This window comes from Mesorhizobium wenxiniae (assembly GCF_002284535.1).
Classification (GTDB): Bacteria; Pseudomonadota; Alphaproteobacteria; order Rhizobiales; family Rhizobiaceae; genus Mesorhizobium; species Mesorhizobium wenxiniae.
This window is the reverse complement of sequence record NZ_NPKH01000014.1, coordinates 122,019-139,665: the sequence shown is the minus strand read 5'-3', so window position 1 is coordinate 139,665 and position 17,647 is coordinate 122,019. Positions and strand designations below refer to the sequence as shown.

General features: G+C 62.2%; 20 protein-coding genes and 1 tRNA gene. 13 read left to right on the top strand and 8 right to left on the bottom strand.

The annotated features are described in order from the left end of the window. Positions 1-26: 26 nt before the first annotated feature. From CIT31_RS05870 to CIT31_RS34105, 5 genes are all read left to right on the top strand, one after another. Complete coding sequence (locus tag CIT31_RS05870) at positions 27-950, top strand: type II secretion system F family protein (RefSeq protein ID WP_245316122.1); 924 nt, start codon at positions 27-29, stop codon at positions 948-950. 55 nt (positions 951-1,005) lie between these two features. Beyond that, positions 1,006-1,551 carry a tetratricopeptide repeat protein gene (locus CIT31_RS05865; RefSeq protein WP_165778363.1) on the top strand — a complete coding sequence of 182 codons (546 nt, stop codon included), beginning with the start codon at positions 1,006-1,008 and terminating at the stop codon, positions 1,549-1,551. 9 nt (positions 1,552-1,560) lie between these two features. Next, the gene (locus CIT31_RS05860) at positions 1,561-2,058 is read left to right on the top strand and encodes a prepilin peptidase (protein WP_095517840.1); all 498 of its coding nucleotides are present in this window, start codon (positions 1,561-1,563) and stop codon (positions 2,056-2,058) included. 109 nt (positions 2,059-2,167) lie between these two features. Further along, the gene (locus tag CIT31_RS34110) at positions 2,168-2,305 is read left to right on the top strand and encodes a DUF6074 family protein (protein ID WP_165778362.1); all 138 of its coding nucleotides are present in this window, start codon (positions 2,168-2,170) and stop codon (positions 2,303-2,305) included. Between the two features lie 153 nt (positions 2,306-2,458). Then, complete coding sequence (locus tag CIT31_RS34105) at positions 2,459-2,875, top strand: hypothetical protein (protein ID WP_165778361.1); 417 nt, start codon at positions 2,459-2,461, stop codon at positions 2,873-2,875. A 1,245-nt stretch (positions 2,876-4,120) separates the two neighbouring features. On the opposite strand, the gene CIT31_RS05845 is transcribed toward CIT31_RS34105, so the two are convergent. Then, a tRNA-Arg gene (locus CIT31_RS05845) sits at positions 4,121-4,197 on the bottom strand. 150 nt (positions 4,198-4,347) lie between these two features. Here CIT31_RS05845 and CIT31_RS05840 point away from each other — a divergent pair. Next, entirely contained in the window at positions 4,348-4,644 is a 297-nt protein-coding gene (locus CIT31_RS05840; protein WP_095517837.1) for a DUF768 domain-containing protein, read from the top strand. A 157-nt stretch (positions 4,645-4,801) separates the two neighbouring features. Here the strand turns inward: CIT31_RS05840 and CIT31_RS05835 are convergent, their stop codons facing one another. Further along, complete coding sequence (locus CIT31_RS05835) at positions 4,802-5,965, bottom strand: M20 aminoacylase family protein (protein WP_095517836.1); 1,164 nt, start codon at positions 5,963-5,965, stop codon at positions 4,802-4,804. A gap of 230 nt (positions 5,966-6,195) precedes the next feature. Here CIT31_RS05835 and CIT31_RS05830 point away from each other — a divergent pair, with 230 nt between their 5' ends. Next, a complete protein-coding gene (locus tag CIT31_RS05830) occupies positions 6,196-7,365 on the top strand; it encodes a D-alanyl-D-alanine carboxypeptidase family protein (RefSeq protein WP_095517835.1) in 1,170 nt (389 codons plus the stop codon). A 4-nt stretch (positions 7,366-7,369) separates the two neighbouring features. Continuing rightward, positions 7,370-8,470 (top strand): CobW family GTP-binding protein, encoded by a 1,101-nt coding sequence (locus CIT31_RS05825; RefSeq protein ID WP_095517834.1) that lies wholly within the window; start codon positions 7,370-7,372, stop codon positions 8,468-8,470. Between the two features lie 282 nt (positions 8,471-8,752). On the opposite strand, the gene CIT31_RS05820 is transcribed toward CIT31_RS05825, so the two are convergent. The 5 genes from CIT31_RS05820 to CIT31_RS05800 form a co-directional block, all read right to left on the bottom strand. Then, a complete protein-coding gene (locus CIT31_RS05820) occupies positions 8,753-9,028 on the bottom strand; it encodes a sulfurtransferase TusA family protein (protein WP_095517833.1) in 276 nt (91 codons plus the stop codon). A gap of 5 nt (positions 9,029-9,033) precedes the next feature. Further along, the gene (locus tag CIT31_RS05815) at positions 9,034-10,329 is read right to left on the bottom strand and encodes a L,D-transpeptidase family protein (protein WP_095517832.1); all 1,296 of its coding nucleotides are present in this window, start codon (positions 10,327-10,329) and stop codon (positions 9,034-9,036) included. A gap of 200 nt (positions 10,330-10,529) precedes the next feature. After that, positions 10,530-11,480: an acetyl-CoA carboxylase carboxyltransferase subunit alpha gene (locus CIT31_RS05810; RefSeq protein WP_029348641.1), complete on the bottom strand. Its 951-nt coding sequence runs from the start codon at positions 11,478-11,480 to the stop codon at positions 10,530-10,532. Positions 11,481-11,579: 99 nt separating this feature from the next. Further along, the gene (locus CIT31_RS05805; protein WP_095517831.1) at positions 11,580-12,497 is read right to left on the bottom strand and encodes a site-specific tyrosine recombinase XerD; all 918 of its coding nucleotides are present in this window, start codon (positions 12,495-12,497) and stop codon (positions 11,580-11,582) included. 29 nt (positions 12,498-12,526) lie between these two features. After that, positions 12,527-12,679, bottom strand: a complete 153-nt coding sequence (locus tag CIT31_RS05800) for a histidine kinase (protein ID WP_095517830.1) — start codon at positions 12,677-12,679, stop codon at positions 12,527-12,529. A 273-nt stretch (positions 12,680-12,952) separates the two neighbouring features. Between CIT31_RS05800 and CIT31_RS05795 the strand changes: the two genes are divergently transcribed. From CIT31_RS05795 to CIT31_RS05780, 4 genes are all read left to right on the top strand, one after another. Continuing rightward, complete coding sequence (locus CIT31_RS05795; protein ID WP_029348639.1) at positions 12,953-13,558, top strand: shikimate kinase; 606 nt, start codon at positions 12,953-12,955, stop codon at positions 13,556-13,558. Beyond that, positions 13,555-14,718, top strand: coding sequence for a 3-dehydroquinate synthase (aroB, locus tag CIT31_RS05790; RefSeq protein WP_095517829.1), 1,164 nt, complete (start codon positions 13,555-13,557; stop codon positions 14,716-14,718). The genes CIT31_RS05795 and aroB overlap by 4 nt, the downstream gene beginning before the upstream one ends. Continuing rightward, on the top strand, positions 14,715-15,608 hold the full coding sequence (locus tag CIT31_RS05785) for an HlyC/CorC family transporter (protein ID WP_095517828.1): 894 nt from the start codon (positions 14,715-14,717) through the stop codon (positions 15,606-15,608). Before aroB ends, CIT31_RS05785 begins: the two co-directional genes overlap by 4 nt. 90 nt (positions 15,609-15,698) lie before the next feature. After that, positions 15,699-16,499: an alpha/beta hydrolase gene (locus tag CIT31_RS05780; RefSeq protein ID WP_065007511.1), complete on the top strand. Its 801-nt coding sequence runs from the start codon at positions 15,699-15,701 to the stop codon at positions 16,497-16,499. Between the two features lie 3 nt (positions 16,500-16,502). Here the strand turns inward: CIT31_RS05780 and CIT31_RS05775 are convergent, their stop codons facing one another. Then, positions 16,503-16,805, bottom strand: coding sequence for a BolA family protein (locus tag CIT31_RS05775; protein ID WP_095517827.1), 303 nt, complete (start codon positions 16,803-16,805; stop codon positions 16,503-16,505). A gap of 192 nt (positions 16,806-16,997) precedes the next feature. Between CIT31_RS05775 and CIT31_RS05770 the strand changes: the two genes are divergently transcribed. Continuing rightward, positions 16,998-17,627, top strand: a complete 630-nt coding sequence (locus tag CIT31_RS05770; protein ID WP_036262308.1) for a J domain-containing protein — start codon at positions 16,998-17,000, stop codon at positions 17,625-17,627. Positions 17,628-17,647: the final 20 nt, after the last annotated feature.

The window sequence follows — 17,647 nt, the reverse complement described above, 5'->3', positions numbered from 1 at the left end:
TGTTTTCGAACGTCCAGAACCTGAGTATGTTGGTTTCCATTGCCGTCTTCGTGGCGGCGGTGGCACTTTTTCTGTTCGGCGCGCTCGTCTTCTTGCCGGCGCTGCAGACGCGCAAGCTGGTCGCAAAAAGCCTGATGGCCGAAGGTATTGCCGATCGCCGTTCGCTCGTCGGACAGGAGCAGCTGGCCAAGATCGCAGCGCAGCGGCCAGTGGATGCATATTTTCGATCGATCGAAAAGGAGCGGGACGAGCCCAGCGCCTTGGACGCGAAGCTCTTTCGCGCCGGCTTTTACCAGTCGAGCGCTCCACTCATTTACACCTTGTCGCGGCTTGGCGCGGTCTGTGTCGGCTTTCTGGCGGCCTATGCGCTGCTGTCACGCGTCCTGCCGCCTGAATTGCCCGCTTTCGTAGCTTTTGCCGGCTCTGCTTTGTTTGGGCTCGCCTGCATCGTGGTTCCAAGCGTCCTGCTCGATCGCTTCGAGAAGGCACAAAAGCGGATCTATCGTCGTGGCTTTCCCGATTTCATGGACATGATGATAACCTGCGCCGACGCAGGAATGAGCCTCGAGGCGGCCGTCGAGCGTGTCAGCGGTGAACTAGCCGGCACTCACAGGTGGCTCGGCATCCAGCTTTCGATCATGACTTTGCAGTTGCGCGCCGGCAAGCCATTACGCGAGGCCTTGCGCGAACTCGCCGACCGCATTGGTCTTGACGAGGCGCGGGCGCTCGCTGTGCTTTTCAGGCAGTCGGAAGAACTTGGCACTAGTCTCACGGAAGCCTTGCGCGTCTACAGCGACGAAATGCGCAGCCAGAGAATCCTGAGTGCCGAAGAGCGCGCCAATGCTTTGCCGGTCAAGATGATGATCCCATTGGGGCTCTGCATCTTCCCGGTCGTCTTGATGGTCATCATGTTGCCGGTGATCATCCGAATGAGGGGCATTTTCTTCTAGACGATCATGTGCTTTGGTCGAACTACAGAGTCGGAGAACTCTTTTGGGGGACGAAATGATAGGGCCAATGCGCCTCGCAGCCCTAGCCGGTTTGCTGCTTATCGTGCTTTCCGGCTGTCAGACGGCTGATACCAGCGGCGTCGTCCGCACCAACGAGCCCTCAAAAGGTGACGTAACGGCATTTGGCGATGCCTTCGACGGGCTGAAGACGGTCAGCGACGTCGAGTACTACGCCTCGGACCAGGCCGTTGCCGAAGCCAAGAACCAGTTCCGCGCGGAAAACTACGGCAATGCCGGCGCCTTATTCTACAAGGCGACACAACTGGCGCCCAATGATGGTGGTGCCTGGATGGGCCTGGCCGCCTGCAGCGATCGCATCCGCCGCTTCGACCTCTCCGACTACGCCTATCGCCAAGCTTTCCGGCTGGTCGGCGGGACGCCCGAATATTACAACAATGTCGGCTATTCCTATCTGCTGCGCGGCAAGCTGCAGGACGCCCGCAGCAATTTCCTCAAGGCTTATGAGCTGGCGCCCAACGATCCGACCGTGGCCAACAATCTGCAGCTGCTGTCGTCGAGCGTGAAGAATCTCGAGCGGTAAGGCGACAGCATGTTGCTCGCCGCATCGCTGCTGCTGAAGGGACTAGCCATTCCTTTGCTGGCAAGGATCGCCTGGCTCGACTTCACCACCCAGAAGATATCCAACCAGAACGTGCTGCTGCTGCTTTGCCTCGGTTTGGGCTCGCTGCAGCTCCTATCGGTGCAATCCGGGTCGTGGTGGGACATGGGCCTGAGCGCGCTTGCCGGTCTTTTGCTGTTTGTTGCGCTCTTTCCGTTCTGGGCCATGCGCAAGATCGGGGCCGGCGATGTCAAGCTGATGACGGTGGTGCCGTTGCTGATAGGCGGCAGCGGCCTCGTCGTATTTTCAGTGCTGCTGCTGGTGTCCGCTCTCGCCACGGCGATGGTCGTCAAAAATCCGCTCATACTGCCGCAAGGCGCTTTCCGGCTCTACGTTCAGCACCTGGACCGCAAAGGCGTCGTGCCGTTTGGCGTGCCGATCTCGCTCGCAGCGATCTGCACGATAGTGTTTCAGATTTATACAACATGATTGTTCTAGCCGGGCTATCGGTTTGACGGAGGCCGGCTTTGGACCCTTGCGGGGGCAGGCGACGAAGGTGAAGAACCAGGCGCTTACGCGCAGCCAAGAGGAGGGTTGCATGAAGCAGCTCGAACTTCTGGATTGGAACCCGCCCTGTCTGGTGATCGCCTTCCCGATGGCAAAGCGTGTCGGCAAAGTCCGACGTGTTGCCGAGGTGCGTTCGGTCAAGCGCGGCGCCGCTGCGACGAACTACTGAAAGCAGGTGGTTGCGACCTTGGGCGGACAGACGCAACGTGCCGGGTCGATCGGGATACCATCAAACGCGAACCGCGAGCGTTTTCATGACGCTGGTTCAGCGCGAACTTTGCTTGCGAAGTGGGCACGGGCAGCGGCCAAGAGGTAATGCCGCATGACCCCGATGTATCTCGGCGTCGACGGGCGGGACGGTTCAACCCGTGCGAAAACCGTCAGCGCTGGTTGGATCGATCTTCATCAACCGCAATCTGGCCTCGGCCACGCGACGTTGCGCAGCCCGTATCCTGCTGCACAACGCAATATTGATGCCGACACCGCAGTCTTCATCCAACATTTCATTCGCACGCCTAAGGGAGAGCTCCGCTCGGCTGAGCCGCTGTCGGGCTCTCGCCAATTCCAAATCCAGAAATTCCATTATCTTGCATCCATTGCAGTCCCTTCGATTGGTAAACCATTTGTCGTCGCCGTTGGTTCCGGCTGTTCGCGAACGTGCAGCCTAGGCGTCGATTTGGTTGGCACAGTCTGGAACGCCAGCGGTGGCGCTGCTGGCCGGAAGAGCGGGAACCAATGAGCCGTATCCCTGCCAACAGAGAAGATCGTCCGCTGCTGCTGCTCACTCGACCTGCTCAATCTCCGGACCCGGTTCAGTCGGCGGAGCTGGCATGCAATCTTGTCCGGTGCATTCCTGCACAGGGTTATCCGCCGGCGGGAGACAGTTTTGCCCCTCGCAATGAACTGGCGGCTGCTCTGTTGCTGCTTCGCTGTTCGGCGAAGCCGGCTGATCCTCAGCTCGAACGGGCGGCATTCCAAGGCCGATCATGGCCGTGCACAGGAGCGCAATTCGAAGCAACTTCATTTCCGCCTCCGCGGCTGACAGCTAAAATGCAGACTACACTTTCGAACTGCGGCCTACATCCTGTCACCCGCGAACGGCGTTAACAGCGCGTTTCGTTGCTGGTTCAGAAGGTCGCGAGGAATGAGAGCGAGAGTTGTTCGTCTTCCTGCCAAAACAGCGCCAAAAACAGGCGAGCGTCTTCGACCGCTCCATATACCCGGCACGAGGCCCTTACGGTCAAGCAGGCGCTGGAGGTGCTCAAAGGCTATCGGTTGTCAGAGGACACGTTGCGACGCTTGGTGAAGCAATTCAATTCCACCTCGCCAATCAGACGGCGCACCGCTTCGCATGTTCACGTGGCGTTTCAGCAGCTGCCCGCTGTTTTTCGTTGCTGTCGGGAAATTCGTCAGGATGTTCAATCCGTACCGATCTAGTCATCATCATGATTGATGCTATACCGGCGGAGGATTGCATCGTAATGTCGGCTAGTCGCTCGGTCTTATGGATGATGCCTTGGTCGCGCTCTGTGCAGCACGTCCTACAACTGAGGACGAGCAGAAACTTCGCTGGAGATACCCCTCTTCGATCGACATTGCTGCCAGTTTTAATGGATGCGAGGTCCCGACCAAGCGCGCCATCAAGGCACTGATCGAGGGCGTAGCGTGATGAGGCTTATCGCCGGCCTCCGCTGCCACCTTCACCTCCGCCTTGCGTCATGGCACGAGGTACCGCGCCAGCGCCTTGCTCGACGTCATTCGGGCAAGGCGCGATAGGCGGAGGTCAACCGGCCCGCTGATGCCTCGCCGGCGTCAGCTGTAACATCCCGCTGCCTCAAACCAGTCCCATAGCCTCCCCCATGTCGCGTCCATGTCGCGTGGATCCGCCGATAGTCGCAGGAAACCTTTGGAAATCAACGGTAGCCAATTGCAAGATGGCGCGACATGGCCGCCGCCCAAATGATCACCAAGCTTTTGGTTTTGTTGGTGATCCCGACAGGAATCGAACCTGTGACCTACAGATTAGGAATCTGCCGCTCTATCCTACTGAGCTACGGGACCACGCGGCCCGACACATAACCGCTTCGGACCGTTTCGCCAAGAGGCAGGCTCGATGCAATCGGCCGGTTGCGAGGTGGATCGCAAAGATGAGCTGGGGATGGCGGAACTTCGGACCACCGCCGCGCTTTAGTGTGCCGAGGGAGATGCCGCATGAGTGCTACGAGAGAGTTCTTTGAAACCTGGCTCCAGGAGAACGTCGGTAACCTCCCCGCTGAAAGCGAGGTGAGCGTGGCGGTCCTGGCTCAGCAGTTCGAACAAGATGCCAACGCCGCCGGCTATGGTCACGAGGTGCGCGAAGACGAGATCGGCGACATTGAAGAGGCGATTGAGAAAGCTCTGGACAAGGCCCGGACCGGCGAACAGCAGCAGGCCGATCCGGTCGAAGAGAGTGATCTGGCGCCCGTCATGGAGGCGCTGGAGGTCGAGGACCCGAAGAGCGGACCGTAGCGGTCCAGGCGCCATCCACTGATTCCGAAAAGAGTCCCAGCGATTGCGGCTCCCCTCCACCCTACATGACCGCCCATGATAGATGCGTCGGTATCTCGTCGCGTTGGCTGCCTACCCTTGGGGGGCAAGCCCGAGGGTAGGCTTTGGGGGCGATGCATTAGGCGGCCAGCGCCGTCTCCGCGAGCTTCACCCAATAGCTCATGCCATGCGGGATGACTTCGTCGTTGAAGTCGTAGGCAGGATTGTGGAGACCGGCCGTGTCGCCATTGCCGATGAAGATGAAGGCGCCCGGCCGCGCTTCCAGCATGTAGGAGAAATCCTCGCCGCCCATCACCGGCTGGATGGCGCGATGCACATGCGCCTCGCCGGCGACATCAGCCGCGACGTCGCTGGCAAAGGCCGTCTCTTCCGGATGGTTGAAGGTGACGGGATAATTGGCATTGTAATCCACCTCGATCGTTGCGCCGAAGGCCGCGCCCACGCCCTCGCAGATGGCGCGCACGCGCTCCTCAGCCTTCCTGGCGACCTCCTTCTTCAGCGTGCGCACGGTGCCGGCGATCTCGGCGCTCTCGGGAATGACGTTGTAGGCGTCGCCGGCGTGGAATTTCGTCACCGACACCACGACAGCCTCGACCGGATCGGTGCTGCGCGAGGCGATCGTCTGCAGAGCGCCGACGAGCTGGCTGGTGATGACGATCGGGTCGATCGTGCCGTGCGGCATCGCCGCATGCCCGCCTCGGCCCTTGACGGTAATGGTGAATTCGGCGGTCGCCGCCATGATCGGGCCCGGCTTGATGGCGAACTGGCCGACCGGCAGGCCCGGCATGTTGTGCATGCCGAACACCTTGGAGATGCCGAAGCGCTCCATCATGCCCTCCTTGACCATCTCGTTGCCGCCACCGCCGCCTTCTTCGGCCGGCTGGAAGATCACCGCGAGGGAGCCGGCGAAATTGCGCGTCTCGGCAAGATATTTGGCAGCACCGAGCAGCATTGCGGTGTGGCCGTCGTGGCCGCAGGCGTGCATCTTGCCCGGAATGGTCGAGGTGTAGGATTTTCCGGAGATCTCGTTGAGCGGCAGCGCGTCCATGTCGGCGCGCAGGCCGATGGTCGTGCCTTCGCCCAGGCGGCCGCGGATGATGCCGACGACGCCGGTCTTGCCGAGCCCGGTCACCACGTCGTCGCAACCGAAGGCCTTCAGCTTTTCGGTGACGAAGGCGGCGGTCTTGAAGACGTCGAAATTCAGCTCTGGCGTCTGGTGCAGATGGCGGCGCCAGCCGGCGACCTCGTCTTGCATTTCGGCGGCGCGGTTCAGGATCGGCATGATGGTTGCATCTCGCTGTTGGAGCAGACGGGCTCTGCCTGCTGCTTTGCAAATTGTGCCTGCTGTTTTACAATTGTCATTCAGGCACTTTGCCATCTTGACGTCACATAGGCTAAATAGCACCGCAAGATTGCGATCCGGATAGGGGCCGGATCACCATGCTGGCGATCGCGTAACAAATCTTACGGAGCCAGAGGCGACTGCGGCAAGAGGCGATTTCGGATTCCATCATGCGGTACAGGCATTTCCTCAAACTATTGCTGGCGGGCGCCGTGGCGCTTGCGGTGCTGGCCGGACCGGCTCTCGCCAATCCGACGATCGTGTTCGATCTGGGGAATGGCAAGATCCTCCAGCACCAGGAGGCTTTCAAGCGCTGGTATCCTGCCTCGCTGACCAAGCTGATGACCGCCTATGTGACGTTCCGCGCGATTGCGGCCGGCGAGGTCCAGCTCGATTCGCCGATCAAGGTCTCGAAACGTTCCGCCGGCGAGCCGCCGAGCAAGATGGGCTTCAAGCCGGGTTCGGTCATGCGGCTCGACAACGCGCTGAAGATGATGCTGGTCAAATCGGCCAACGACGTCGCCATGGCCGTCGGCGAGAACATCGGCGGTTCGCAGGCCGCTTTCGCCGAACGCATGAACACCGAGGCGCGCCGGCTCGGCATGACCGGAACGCATTTCGTCAACCCGAACGGGCTGTTTTCGCCGGACCAGTATACGACGGCGCGCGACCTCGGCTTGCTGGTGATGGCGATCCGCACGGAATTTCCGCAATATGCCCCATGGTTCTCGATCGAGGGCCTGGCCGTCGGCAAGAAGCAGATCCCGAACTACAATCTCCTGATCGGCCGCTATCCCGGCGCCGACGGCATGAAGACCGGTTTCGTCTGTCCTTCGGGCTTCAACATGATCGGCTCGGCAACACGCGACGGGCGCACGCTGGTGGCGGTGGTGCTTGGCGAGAAGTCGGCCGTCACCCGCGCCGAGACCGTCGCCAGGCTGCTCGACCACGGCTTTGCCACGCCGACACCGGGCTGGTTGACGGTGGCGGCGCTGCCTTCCTATGGCGACACCACATCGGTCAGCAACCTGAATGACGAGATTTGCAGGAAGAAGCCGGCTAAGGAGCAGTCGGAAGCGGTCACTGTCGGCGATAAGAATGCGCCAAAATCTCCCTATCGGAAAAAGCTCGACCATGTGCCGACATTGGTCGCCGTCGGCCTTGGCGGCGCCACCGGGCCGAAGCCGAAGGCGATGCTCGATGCCTCGGGCCGGGAATATGCCGACGTGCCGCTGCCGAACTGGCGGCCCGACCTGCCGCCGCCGCCCGGCGCCGAGCCGGCAGTGATCGGTTCCGCCACCGCGGCCCAGGACGACCAGCCCGCCAAGGCCTTGAACTAGCCTGATGAGCAGCGGCTTTCCCATCGCCGTCTCGGTGCTGACCGGCTTTCTCGGCGCCGGCAAGACGACGCTGCTCAACCGGCTGCTCAGGGATCCCGCACTTGCCGACACCGCGGTCATCATCAACGAGTTCGGCGAGGTGGCGATCGACCATCTCCTGGTCGAACAGGCCTCAGACGGCATCATCCAGCTTTCCGACGGCTGTCTCTGCTGCACGGTGCGCGGCGAACTGGTCGATACGCTGGCCGATCTCGTCGACCGGCTGCAGACCGGCCGTATCGCCCGGCTCGCCCGTGTCGTCATCGAAACCACGGGCCTCGCCGATCCGGCGCCGGTGCTGCAGTCGATCATGGCGCATCCGGCGCTGGTCCACGCCTTCCGGCTCGACGGCGTCATCACGTTGGTCGACGCGGTCAACGGCAATGCGACGCTCGACGCCCATGTCGAGGCGGTGAAGCAGGTGGCCGTCGCCGACCGCATCGTGCTGACGAAAGCCGATCTGGCCACCGATCCGCGCGACGTCGAGGCCTTGCGCGCCCGGCTGCGGCAGATCAATCCGGGTGCCGAGCTGCTCGATGCGGGTGACAGAAGGACCGATGTGGCGGCGCTGTTCGATTGCGGCCTTTACAACCCGGCCACCAAGTCCGCCGACGTGCGGCGCTGGCTGGGCGAGGAAGCCGCCCATGATCACCATGGCGATCATGACCACGGCGACCATGATCACGACCATCGGCACGATTCCCGCGTGCGCTCCTACTCGTTGGTTCATGAAGGGCCGGTGCCGTTTTCGGCGATCGAGATGTTCTTTGACCTGTTGCGATCGGCGCATGGCGAGCGCCTGTTGCGCATGAAGGGCGTCATCGAATTGCTGGAAGACCCGTCGCGGCCGCTGGTCGTCCACGGCGTACAGAAGATCCTTCATCCGCCGGCGCGGCTGCCGTCCTGGCCGGACGGTCAACGCGGCACAAGGCTGGTGCTGATCACGCTCGACATGCCGGAAGACTACGTCCGCCGGCTGTTTGCCGCCGTCACCAGCCGGCCGTCGATCGACACACCGGACCGCGCAGCGCTGGAAAACAACCCGCTGGCCATCGCCGGGCGGTAGCTTCAATTTCCGAACGCCGCACTGTCCTCTAACGGAATTGCAAACGGTCCGGAGCTGGCGGCGTCCGTGCAGCAACCAATCTCCCTCCTTGAGGGGAGATGTCGCCGAAGGCGACAGAGGGGGTCGCCTCGGCTGGTGCGACGCCCCGCAGGACGAAAGAAAAGGTTGGCGCTTCACGCGCGGCAACCTCTCTGGCCTGCCCTCTTTGCCAAAACTTGGCATCTCCCCCTCAAGGGAGATTGTCGGCTCAGCCGCTTTCTCCAGAACGAGCTAAGTTGAGACTCAGCCACCGCCGCGCTCGACGAGGAAGCGATGGCCGCCTGATATCGCTGCCGTTTCGATCAATCGATGGCCGCTCTCGGTGCAGAAGGCGGGAATGTCGATGACGGCGAGGGGATCAGTGGTTTCAAGCCACAGGCGGCTGCCCGGCTGCATTGTTGCCAACCGCTTTTTTGCCTTGAGCACCGGCAACGGGCAGTTCAGGCCTTTGAGATCGTAGACGGCGGCGTGGCTGGTTGAGGGCCTGTCTTCTTGGCCCCCATCTTCTTGTTCAAGCATGAACCTCAGCCGCCGAACATGCCGAGCAGCTTCTTCTTCAGCCTTGTCGTCGTGCTTTCGTCGGCACTCGCCGCGTGCGTTTCGATTGCCGCGGCGGCCTCGGAGGGCACGACGTTTGCAGTGGCGACAGGCGCTTCGGCTGCGGCCCGGACCGCTTCCTCTTCAGCCAGAGCCTGAGCCTTAGCTGCCTCTTTCTCGGCCTTGGCTGCTTCTATCGCGGCAAGCCTTTGCTCCTCGGCCTTCTGCTTGGCGGCCTTCTCCGCGTCGAGCGCGGCCATCTTGCGGCCGGCCGGCGAATCGATGCGGCCCATGCGCGCCGTCGCCGTCAACGAGCCGTCGGCGTTAAGCGAGGGCGGCTCGATCGGCACGCGTTCGCCACGGGCGCGCTTCTTCGACCACTCGGAGACGATGCTGGCTTCCTTGATCCCGGCGATGGTCGGCTTGGGCGCCGGCACGCTAGCCTTGACCGCGCCGTTAAAAGCCGCTTCGTAGGTGCTCTGATAGGCATTGAAGGCGCTCTTCAGCGAATCCGGCTGCGTGGTCGCGGGGCAGGCGCCGGCCGGATCGAAGGTCGCGCCGTCAGCCGCGACCTGGTTGAAGACATAGCGCTTCTCGCAGACATCGACCTTCGGCGGCACTTTGGTGATCTCGAAATTGTCGTAGCCGACCTTGAGCATCTTCCAGAATTCGTAGTTCGGATCTTTGCGATAGCGCGCCATGTTGGCGGCGGTCATGCGGAACGGAAAGGCCTGGATCTGGAACTCGGTCTGGCCGCCCTGGAAAGCGTCGCGGCCGAAGGCGTAGATTTGCTCGATCTGTGCGTCGGTCATCGAATAGCAGCCCGACGACGAGCAGGCGCCATGGACCATCAGATGGGAACCGGTGCGGCCATTGGCGCGGTCGTAGGCGTTGGGATAACCGATGTTGAACGCAAGGTGGTAGCTCGACCGCGGATTCATCTGCGCCGGACGGACCGTATAGAAGCCTTCCGGCGCCTGGCGGTCGCCTTCGGTGAATTTGGGGCCCAGCTTGCCCGACCATTTGCAGATGTCGTAGCTGGCGACCAAGTCGTAGCGGCCGTTGGTCTTGGCCTTCCAGATTTCGAGCTTGCCCTCTTCCTTGAAGATGCGGGCCATCACCGGCGAGGTGCGGGTCATGCCCTTGGCGTTCATGCTGGCCAGGATCTTGTCGGGCAGCGGCTTATTGGCGTGGGGGGCAAAATCCTTCATCGAAGAATCATTGCAGCCGGCGACGCCTATCGCGGCAATCAGAAGTCCGGTGCGGGCAAGCTTGGCAAACATGGATATGGCTATGTCTTTTCTTTCGGACCGCAGGCATCAGCGCCGTCAGGCCCAACCCTAAGCCCGTTAACCTTGAAAATTCCTTACCGCAAGCGCCGGACGCATCCCCTTACAGCAATTTGATTGAACCGAATGCCGCGGCATTTTTGTGGCGGAAGCGCTCAATCTCGCCACATTACGGCGCGGACACCCATCTTGCGCTAAAGGTTTCGCCCCATAGCCAGGTATTTTTCGCGGCGCTGCTCGCGAAAATCGGTGTTGGCGCCGGAGAACTCCTTCATCGTCTTGGCGATGAGGTCGCCGGTGGCGGCAATCACCGTTTCCGGGCCACGATGGGCGCCGCCGAGCGGTTCGGGAATGATGGCGTCGATGATCTTCAGCTCCAGCAGATCCTGGGCGGTGATCTTCATGTTGGTCGCCGCATCCTTCGAGCGGGTGGTGTCGCGCCACAGGATCGAGGCGGCGCCCTCCGGCGAGATCACCGAATAGATGGCATGTTCGAGCATGTAGACGCGGTTGGCGGTGGCGATGGCGATGGCACCGCCCGAGCCGCCTTCGCCGATGACCACCGAGATCGACGGCACCTTCAGGCCGAGACAGGCCGAGGTCGAGCGGGCGATGGCTTCGGCCTGGCCGCGCTCCTCGGCATTGACGCCGGGATAGGCGCCGGCCGTGTCGACCAGCGTCAGCAACGGGATGTTGAAGCGATCGGCGAGTTCCATCAGCCGCACCGCCTTGCGATAGCCCTCCGGCCGTACCGAGCCGAAATTATGCTTCAGCCGGCTGGCCGTGTCGGAACCCTTTTCCTGGCCGATGATCGCCACCGGCTCGCCGCGGAAGCGGGCGAAGCCGCCGACGATCGCCTGGTCCTCGCCGAAATTGCGGTCGCCAGCAAGCGGCGTGAAATCGTTGAACAGGCCCTTTATGTAGTCGACGCAATGCGGTCTGTCCGGATGGCGCGCCACCTGCACCTTCTGCCACGGGGTCAGCGCCCTATAAGTGTCGCGCAATGCGTCACGCACGCGTTTCTCGAGACGGCTGATCTCATCGCCGACATCGACCGCCTCGCCATTCTCTGCGAGCTTCTTCAGCTCGACAATCTTGCCTTCGAGATCGGCAACCGGCTTTTCGAAATCGAGGTAATTGTACATTCTTGAGCGGACCGATAAGCCGGGAGGCAATGACTGACGGAACCTGGGAAATAGAGTCGCCGGGCGGTGGAACGTCGTCCTCACATAGCGATATGACGTCTAGTCGGCAAGCGGGTGATGATCGTTGACCAGCCGCACCAGCCGCTCCTCCAGAACATGCGTGTAAATCTGCGTCGTTGAAATATCGGCATGGCCAAGCAACTGCTGCACGGCCCTGAGATCGGCGCCGTTCTGCAGGAGATGGCTGGCGAAAGCATGGCGCAGCACATGCGGCGATATTTTCGCAGAGGCGATGCCGGCGCGCGCGGCAAGGCCCTTCAGGTCGCGGGCGAAAACCTGCCTGGAGAGATAGCCGCTGTCGCTTGCTGCTGGAAAAAGGAACGGGCTATCTGCGAAAGCCGGCACCGTTGCCCGGGCAGCCAGCCAGGCCCGCATTGCCATGCGCGCCTTTGCCGACAGCGGCACCATGCGTTCCTTGTCACCCTTGCCGCGCACCATGAAGAAACGATCGTCGCGCAGCGCCACCGTGACCGGCAGGCCGACCAGTTCGGAAACGCGCAGGCCGGTGGCGTAGAGCACCTCGACTAGGGCATGCAGGCGCAGCGCCGCCAGGTTGTCGCCATCGTTCAGCGAGGCGTCAGCTGCCTCCTGCGCTGCACGGTCGATCAGCCGGCCGGTGTCGGCCTCGCTCATCGTCTTCGGCAGCGGCCGGCCCTTCTTCGGACTGTCCAAGGTTCCGGTCGGGTCGTCGCCGCGCAGGCCTTCTGCATAGAGGAACTTGAAGAACTGGCGGATCGCCGACAGTTTGCGTGCCTGCGAGGTGGCAGCAAAACCGCGCGCCGCGATCTCGTCGAGATAGCCGCGGATATCGGCGGCGGCGGCACCCGCGAGCCCGCCGTCGATCTCGGCCGAAGCGTCTTCTAGGTCGCGGCGATAGCTGGAAAGCGTGTTTTCGGCAGCGCCGCGCTCGGCACTCATCATTTCCAAAAAGGCTTCGATGCGGGCCGCGCTATTCATTTCTTTTGGGTCAGTTTTTCTCTTTTGGGTCAGTTTTTCTTGGGGTTCAGCTTTTCGGGAGGAATGCGTACGCTCATTTCGGTCTTTCTCGGCTCGACGAATATCGCCAGAGCGAACATCGTGCCATAGACAATGCCGGCCAGAATCGTGAGCGTCACGACAAAGCGGAACAGTGTCGGCATCAATTTTCGCCCGTCTTCTTGTTCTGCGTTTCCAAACCCTGTGCCCTTATGAGACGCCAATCCGGCCAATTCAAGGGCGAAGCTCGGACGACGCTCGGCGCCGCCACGCTTGACGCAATCAGGCTTTTGATGTCGATACGCCGACAAGGAGGGCCTAAGCAGGCATTCGTGGGCTGGCCCACGAATGCCTGCTTAGATTCTTTGGCTTGTCGCAGTTCTTGTCGCCAAACCGTAGGACACTTGGCGGAACCTGCTTAGAAACATCATGGTGTCATGAACGCACTACCAGCAAATCCTCCCGATGAGAGCCATGCCGCGCTGCTCGGCCGGCTGGGCAACCGTTCCATCGTCTTTGTCGGCCTTATGGGCGCCGGCAAGACGGCGATCGGCCGCAAGGTGGCGGGCATCCTGGGACTGCCTTTCATCGACAGCGATCAGGAGATCGAAAGCGTGTCGCGCATGAGCGTCCCTGAATTGTTCGAACGCTATGGCGAGACCGAGTTCCGGGCGCTGGAGCAGCGGGTCATCCTGCGCGTGCTGGAACATGGTCCGCAGGTGCTGTCGACGGGCGGCGGCGCCTTCATGAGTGCGCAGACGCGGGAGGCCATTGCCGGCCATGGCGTGTCGGTATGGCTGAAGGCCGAGATCGACCTCTTGATGGACCGCGTTTCCAAGAAGCAGAACCGGCCGCTCCTGAAAAGCGCCGACCCCCGCGCCGTGATCGAGCGGTTGATGGCTGAGCGCTATCCGGTCTACGCAGCCGCCGATGTCACCGTGCCGACCCGCGACGATCGCAAGGAGGTCATCGCGGCCGAGGTGGTGAATGCGCTTTGCGGGTATTTCGGCGTTGCGGCCGCGACAGGCGAGGTGCGGTCGTGAGCACCAATACGAACGTCACCGTCGAAGTCGGGCTCGGCGATCGTGCCTATGACATATTGATCGGCTCCGGCCTGCTTTTGCGCGCCGGCAGCGAAATTTCGCGCCGCCTGCCCGGCACGCGCGCCGCAGTGGTCACCGACGTCAACGTCGCCGCAGCACACCTCGAGACGTTGAAGGCCGGCCTTGAAAAGGGCGGCATCCAGCCCGCCGAAATCACGTTGCCGGCTGGGGAAAAGACCAAGAGTTTCGCGCATCTCGAAGAGGTGGTGGACGGCGTGCTCGCCGCAAGACTGGAACGCGGCGATGTCGTCATCGCGCTCGGTGGCGGTGTCATCGGCGATCTGGCCGGATTTGCCGCCGGCATCGTGCGCCGCGGCATGAATTTCGTGCAGGTCCCGACTTCGCTGCTGGCGCAGGTCGACTCTTCAGTCGGCGGCAAGACCGGCATCAACAGTGCGCGCGGCAAGAACCTCGTCGGCGTCTTCCATCAGCCGAAACTGGTGCTTGCCGACACCGAAGTGCTCGATACGCTGCCGATCCGGGATTTCCGGGCGGGTTACGCCGAACTCGCCAAATACGGGCTCATCGATCGCCCCGACTTCTTCGCCTGGCTGGAGGAAAACTGGGCCCAAGTGTTCGCCGGCGGCCCGGAGCGGGCCGAGGCCATCGCCGAAGCCTGCCGCGCCAAGGCCGATGTCGTCGCCCGCGACGAGTTCGAGACCGGCGACCGCGCGCTGCTCAATCTCGGCCACACGTTCGGCCATGCGCTCGAGGCCGCCACCCACTATGACAGCGCCCGTCTCGTCCACGGCGAAGGAGTCGCCATCGGCATGGCGCTGGCTTATCGCTTTTCGTCACGCCTCAACCTGGCAAGTCCCGACGATGCGGCGCGCGTCGAGGCGCATCTTCGCGCTGTTGGCCTGCCCTGGCGCATGGCCGATATTCCGGGTGAATTGCCTGATGCCGAAGCGCTGCTTGCCTTCATCACCCAGGACAAGAAGGTTTCGCGCGGCGCGCTAACCTTCATCCTGACGCGCGGCATCGGCCAGGCCTTCATCGCCAAGGATGTGCCGGGGTCAGAAGTGCTGTCGTTTCTGAGGGAGAACCGCCCGGGTCAGCCGAAAGGCAGCCCGGGTCAGCAGAAGAGCCGCCCGGGATGAACGAGGCCGGCTGGATTGCCGCTGGTGTCTTGGCCGGGCTCGGGCTGCTCGCTTTCGCCTTTCGCGCGCGCCTGCTCGCTGCCTTCGGCTATGAACTGCAGCGCATCGAGCCGCAGCATTCGAACCATGATGAAGCGCGAGGCGCCGTCGACGATTTTCGGCGCGACGGCCAGGTGGTGCGCGTGGATCGCGCCCGCATCGGCCGCCTGTCCGATCTCGACGAGCTCGAAGTGTCCGATGTCATGGTCCACCGCACCAACATGCGCTCGGTCAATGCCGACAATCCGCCGGAAGCGGTGGTGCGCGAGATCCTGCAGAGCCCGCATACCCGCATGCCCTTGTGGAAGGGCTCGCTCGACAACATCGTCGGCGTTCTGCATGCCAAGGACCTGCTGCGCGCGCTGAACGATGTCGGCAACGACTTTTCCAAGATCGACGTGATGAAGATCGCTTCAAAACCGTGGTTCGTGCCCGATACCACGACACTGCAGGAACAGCTCAACGCCTTCCTGCGTCGCAAGGCGCATTTCGCAGTCGTCGTCGACGAGTATGGCGAGGTCGAGGGGCTGGTGACGCTGGAGGACATCATCGAGGAAATCGTCGGCGAGATCGCCGACGAGCACGACATCGACGTGCAGGGCGTCAAGCAGGAAGCCGACGGCTCCGTCGTCGTCGACGGCACTGTGTCGATCCGAGACCTGAATCGGGCGCTCGCCTGGGACCTGCCGGACGAAGAAGCCACCACCATTGCCGGTCTCGTCATCCACGAGACGCAATTGATCCCGGACGAGAAGCAGGCGTTCACCTTTCACGGCAAGCGCTTCGTCGTCATGAAGCGCGACAAGAACCGGATTGCAAGGCTGAGGATCAGGCCGGCCGGTGACATCTAGTTCTGGTAGGTTCTGTCGCGGCTCACCAATCCTTGACTGCACGCTCGAGCGCTGGCGTGCACTTTTCGGCTGGGCTGTCTGGAGATGACGGTGATCGATCGGCGAATCCTGCTTTTGATGTCGATGGCTTTGTTGCCGGCCAGCGCTTCGGCGGCGCCGCGCCGGCTTTTGCCATCTCCGCAAACTTTCGACTACGGACCGGCCAGGCTCGACATCTACGCGCGCGCTGGCGCTAGCTCCCTGCCTGTGGTCCTTTTCATCCATGGCGGTGCCTGGCGAGCCGGCAATCGCACCAACGTCGACGTCAAGCCGCGCTTCCTGCTCGACAATGGCTTCTGCTTCGTCTCGATCGACTACCGGATGCTGCCTAAGGCTGATGTCGCCACCCAGGCCAACGATGTCGAGCAGGCATATCGTTACGTGCGCGCCAACATCGCCAGATACGGCGGCGATCCGAACCGGATAGCGGTGATGGGCCATTCGGCCGGCAGCCATCTCGCCGCACTGACCGGGCTGCGCGGCGGTCTGCCCGGCGTCGCGGCGCTGGTTCTGAACGATACCAGGGCCTATGATCTGGAGGCGCTTGCGAGGAGCGGCGGCATGACACCGGCCTATGCCCGGGCCTTTCCCGACCCGTCGCAGTGGCGCGTGCTGTCGCCTGCGACCCATGTCGGGAGCCGCAAACATCCGCCGACCTTTATCGCCTATTCGCGCGCATCGGGTCGTGCGGCGGCCTCACGGGCCTTCGCCGAGCGCCTGCGGGCGACCGGAACGGAGGTGACACTGTTCGACGGCAGCGCTTATTCGCACATGTCGATCAACCGCGACTTCGGCGAAGGAGACACCTTGACCCGTGCAGTGATGACTTTCCTGAAGGCGGCGCTCGGCTGAAGCCTACCACCTGGTCTTTTCGTCCGGCGCGGCCGGCTCGATCGCCAGCGCGTGGACACCAGCATTCAGCTCGTCGGCCAGCAATGCGTTGACCGCGCGATGGCGCTCGATTCGGCTCATGCCGGCAAAGGCTGAGGAGACGATGCGGACGCGGAAATGCGTCTCGCCGGTGCCGTCATAAGTGCCGTGATGGTCGGAATCCTGATGGTGATGGCCGGCATGCAGATGGCTTTCGTTGATGATCACCAGCCGCTCCGGCGAGAACGCCTTCTTCAACTTGCCTTCCATCGTTGACTGTATGGACATTCGTACTTCCCTTCACCACATATACGGGCGCATGACCCTCGAAAATCGGCGCCCTTTGCGCGTCCGGAAGGAAGCGCGGTACCGTCGCCGCGACAAAATTCGCCGATCGCCCGCTTTATGCCCCGATTCAGCGGTTAGGGCGATCATTGCAAAAATGTCAATTCTTGTTTCGCACCAGCGAACAGCCCATAAATGGGTGAGATGAAACCGTACCCCAAATATTTCGAAAAAATTCGCATCCGCCCGGAGAAGGATGCGGAGCTGAAGTCGCGCTCGCCGATCTGCCAATGGGACGGTTGCAAGGAGGCCGGCACCCATCGCGCGCCGGTCGGGCGCATGAAGGAGGGCGAATATTTCCAGTTCTGCTTCGATCATGTGCGCGAGTACAATAAGGGCTTCAATTATTTCTCCGGTGTCCCCGATACCGAGATCGCCCGCTTCCAGAAGGAAGCGATGACCGGCCACAGGCCAACCTGGAAGATGGGCGTCAACGGCGCCTCGACGCGCTCCTCGCCCGATTTCGCCCAGCAGCGTTCCGGCCGCGCCGGCTACTACAACCGCATGCGCGATCCGTTCGACCTGTTCAAAGGCCCGAAGGATCCGCGCGAAGCGCGGGAGCGCAAGGCCAAGCCGCTTGAGGCCAAGGCGCTGGAAACGCTTGGCCTTGATACAAAGGCGACTGGCAAGGATATCAAGGCGCGTTATAAGGAACTGGTGAAACGCCACCATCCGGATGCGAATGGCGGCGACAGAGGTTCGGAAGACCGGTTCCGCGATGTGCTCCAGGCCTATCGTGTGCTCAAGCAGGCAGGATTGTGCTGAGCGACCATTCGGTTCGTGTC

Coding starts and splice junctions, on each gene's coding strand:
- CIT31_RS05870 (WP_245316122.1), top strand. CDS start 27: ATGTTGGTTTCCATTGCCGTCTTCGTGGCGGCGGTGGCACTTTTTCTG.
- CIT31_RS05865 (WP_165778363.1), top strand. CDS start 1,006: ATGATAGGGCCAATGCGCCTCGCAGCCCTAGCCGGTTTGCTGCTTATC.
- CIT31_RS05860 (WP_095517840.1), top strand. CDS start 1,561: ATGTTGCTCGCCGCATCGCTGCTGCTGAAGGGACTAGCCATTCCTTTG.
- CIT31_RS34110 (WP_165778362.1), top strand. CDS start 2,168: ATGAAGCAGCTCGAACTTCTGGATTGGAACCCGCCCTGTCTGGTGATC.
- CIT31_RS34105 (WP_165778361.1), top strand. CDS start 2,459: ATGACCCCGATGTATCTCGGCGTCGACGGGCGGGACGGTTCAACCCGT.
- CIT31_RS05840 (WP_095517837.1), top strand. CDS start 4,348: ATGAGTGCTACGAGAGAGTTCTTTGAAACCTGGCTCCAGGAGAACGTC.
- CIT31_RS05835 (WP_095517836.1), bottom strand. CDS start 5,965: ATGCCGATCCTGAACCGCGCCGCCGAAATGCAAGACGAGGTCGCCGGC.
- CIT31_RS05830 (WP_095517835.1), top strand. CDS start 6,196: ATGCGGTACAGGCATTTCCTCAAACTATTGCTGGCGGGCGCCGTGGCG.
- CIT31_RS05825 (WP_095517834.1), top strand. CDS start 7,370: ATGAGCAGCGGCTTTCCCATCGCCGTCTCGGTGCTGACCGGCTTTCTC.
- CIT31_RS05820 (WP_095517833.1), bottom strand. CDS start 9,028: ATGCTTGAACAAGAAGATGGGGGCCAAGAAGACAGGCCCTCAACCAGC.
- CIT31_RS05815 (WP_095517832.1), bottom strand. CDS start 10,329: ATGTTTGCCAAGCTTGCCCGCACCGGACTTCTGATTGCCGCGATAGGC.
- CIT31_RS05810 (WP_029348641.1), bottom strand. CDS start 11,480: ATGTACAATTACCTCGATTTCGAAAAGCCGGTTGCCGATCTCGAAGGC.
- CIT31_RS05805 (WP_095517831.1), bottom strand. CDS start 12,497: ATGAATAGCGCGGCCCGCATCGAAGCCTTTTTGGAAATGATGAGTGCC.
- CIT31_RS05800 (WP_095517830.1), bottom strand. CDS start 12,679: ATGCCGACACTGTTCCGCTTTGTCGTGACGCTCACGATTCTGGCCGGC.
- CIT31_RS05795 (WP_029348639.1), top strand. CDS start 12,953: ATGAACGCACTACCAGCAAATCCTCCCGATGAGAGCCATGCCGCGCTG.
- CIT31_RS05785 (WP_095517828.1), top strand. CDS start 14,715: ATGAACGAGGCCGGCTGGATTGCCGCTGGTGTCTTGGCCGGGCTCGGG.
- CIT31_RS05775 (WP_095517827.1), bottom strand. CDS start 16,805: ATGTCCATACAGTCAACGATGGAAGGCAAGTTGAAGAAGGCGTTCTCG.
- CIT31_RS05770 (WP_036262308.1), top strand. CDS start 16,998: ATGGGTGAGATGAAACCGTACCCCAAATATTTCGAAAAAATTCGCATC.